Source organism: Chloroflexus sp. MS-G, from assembly GCF_000735195.1.
Classification (GTDB): Bacteria; Chloroflexota; Chloroflexia; order Chloroflexales; family Chloroflexaceae; genus Chloroflexus.
The window spans coordinates 1-2,563 of the sequence record NZ_JPIM01000222.1; the positions used below are offsets into that span (position 1 = coordinate 1).

1 protein-coding gene is annotated in these 2,563 nt (G+C 53.8%); it reads right to left on the minus strand.

Translation table 11 applies throughout. The features are described from left to right. Positions 1–235: 235 nt before the first annotated feature. Positions 236–2,263 (minus strand): cation:proton antiporter domain-containing protein, encoded by a 2,028-nt coding sequence (locus tag JE47_RS0119955; protein WP_031461425.1) that lies wholly within the window; start codon positions 2,261–2,263, stop codon positions 236–238. Between the last annotated feature and the right edge of the window lie 300 nt (positions 2,264–2,563).

A 2,563-nucleotide genomic window follows, 5' to 3' on the forward strand; every position in this document is an offset into this window, starting at 1 on the left:
CCTATCCCAATGGGCAGGTTGAAAACCTGCCCCTACGGGGAAAACCTATTCTAACTGGGCGGGTTGAACACCCGCCCCGACGGGGAAAACCTATTCTAACTGGGCGGGTTGAACACCCGCCCCGACGGGGAAAACCTATCCCAATGGGCAGGTTGAAAACCTGCCCCTACGGGGAAAACCTATTCTAACTGGGCGGGTTGAGAACTCAATCCTTTCCGGCACACGCTCACGTATGTTATGACGTGGCCGGAACCAGCTCTGCTGCTAGTGTACCGGATAACAACTGCTCGGCGGCTGCAATCTGCTCGCGATCACCGATCAAACCTAGTAGATCACCAGCCTGGAAAACTGTACTCGACTTCGGGTTGGCGATCAACTGCTGATTCCGGATCAACGCAATCACTGAAGCACCGGTACGGGCACGGATATTGGCTTCGGCCAACGTCTGCCCCACAATCGGACTTTGTTCACGAACCAGTCGCCAGGCAATCTCGATCCCACGGGCAGCGCGTACCATCTGATCGAGCGCCTGATGTTCAGCATCAGATGACACCGTGGTATCATATTCATCACGGCGTACTGCATCGGTATAGCCCTGCACCTGTGTCGCCGGATACCCCAGACAAAGCAGCGTGTGCCGCATCACCTCCAGGCCACCCTCAAGCTCCGGATGGATAACGTCGTGTGCACCGAGATTCAAGAGACGCCCGACGCCTTTCGTGGTTGCTGCACGGGCGATAATCGGTAAGTTGGGCGCGATCTTACGCGCAGCAGCCACTACCATCTCGGTCGCCGTCTCATCCGGCAGGGTCACGACCAGTGCCCGCGCCCGTTCCAGCCCAGCGTGAATCAGCACATCAGAATTGGCGGCGTCACCGAAGAGCGTTGGTATACCACGGGCATTAAACTCCGCTGCCCGACCAGAATCGATCTCGATCACCAGCCGCGGAACTCCTAACCGCTCTAAGACATTGACAATGTGCTGTCCTACCCGACCATAGCCAACCACCACCACGTGGCCTTCGCGGGGCAACGCGAGATCGGCAGGTTGGAGCGGATGTTGATCAAAACGTTCCCAGAGCTGTGGTGACATTCGCTGCATCACGCGCTCAACAGTTTTTATCGAGCGAAACATCAACGGATTGACCATGATCGAGAGCAGTGATCCGGCCAGAATCAGCGAATATTGTTCGGTGGTTAGCAGACCAAGCGTCACGCCAGCTTGACCAAGGATAAACGAAAACTCGCCGATCTGACTAAGACCGGCTGCCACGATCAGCATTGTGCGGCCACTGGCCGGCAGAACGAACCCCAACAACTGTGTGAAAAAGGACTTGCCAAGCACAATTAAGGCAGTAAGCGCCAACACCTGACCCGCATTTGCCCAGAGGTAGACTGGATTGACGATCATTCCTACCGAAACAAAAAAGATAACGGCAAATGTCTCACGGAACGGCAACACATCATCACCGATCTGATGGCTGAACTGCGTTTCATTCAACACCACACCGGCCAGGAACGCCCCTAACGCCAGCGACACATCAAAAAACGCTGCGGCGCCAAAGGCTGTACCGAGGGCAATCGCCACCGCAGCCAGAATAAACAACTCACGTGAACGAGTTGCAACAATTACGTCAAGTAACTTCGGTAAGAGTCGTCTGCCGATAAACAACACCACCGTGACAAAGAGAGCAACCTTCAGTAATGACAGGATAGCCGACCACAACGATTGCTCGTTGTGTCCACCAAACAAGATGGGTAGCATCACCAGAATAAGCACCGTTGCCAAATCTTCCATTACCAGCCAACCCACTGCGATCCGGCCGGCGGTGGTACTTAACAGACCGTTATCCATCAACCCGCGTAACAGCACCACTGTACTGGCAATGGAAATTGACAGGCCCAACATCAACCCAGACAACGGCGCCCACCCCCAAAGCTGGCTGAGTGCAAATCCCAGGCCGGTCGCAATCGCCATTTGTAACATTGCACCCGGCAGTGCTACCTGACGCACATCCCATAAATCTTTTAGCGAAAAATGTAACCCTACTCCAAACATCAAAAAGATCACACCAATCTCAGCAAGTTGGCGAATATCTTCAACATCACCGACAAACCCCGGCGTAAATGGGCCGATTGCCATTCCGGCTAGCAAATAGCCTACAATCGTTGGCAGGCCGATTTGCCGTGCCAGCAGGCCACCGACAAACGCTACGACTAACGCAATTGCCAGATTTGCCAGCAGCGAAATCTCGTGATGCATCGTTTAGCTCCACAACATACAGACTCAAAAAAGGTGAAATAATCGCTGATATTGTTCACTGACAAGGGGAACAAAAAGGCCTACGCAACCAGGCGTAGAGATGATAGATACTTCAATAATAAGGAATTGTACGTAGACTGTCAAAATGAAAGAGCGAAGCAAAGTACCTCACCTTCCCCCAGACCCCTTCCTCTCCCATTTGAGAGAGGAAGGGGGAGGTGGGGGGATAACCACTGCCAAGGGAACGTTGAGCATCACTCCTGATAAGTCATCTACCAGGGTACGCGGGCCTCCGGCCCA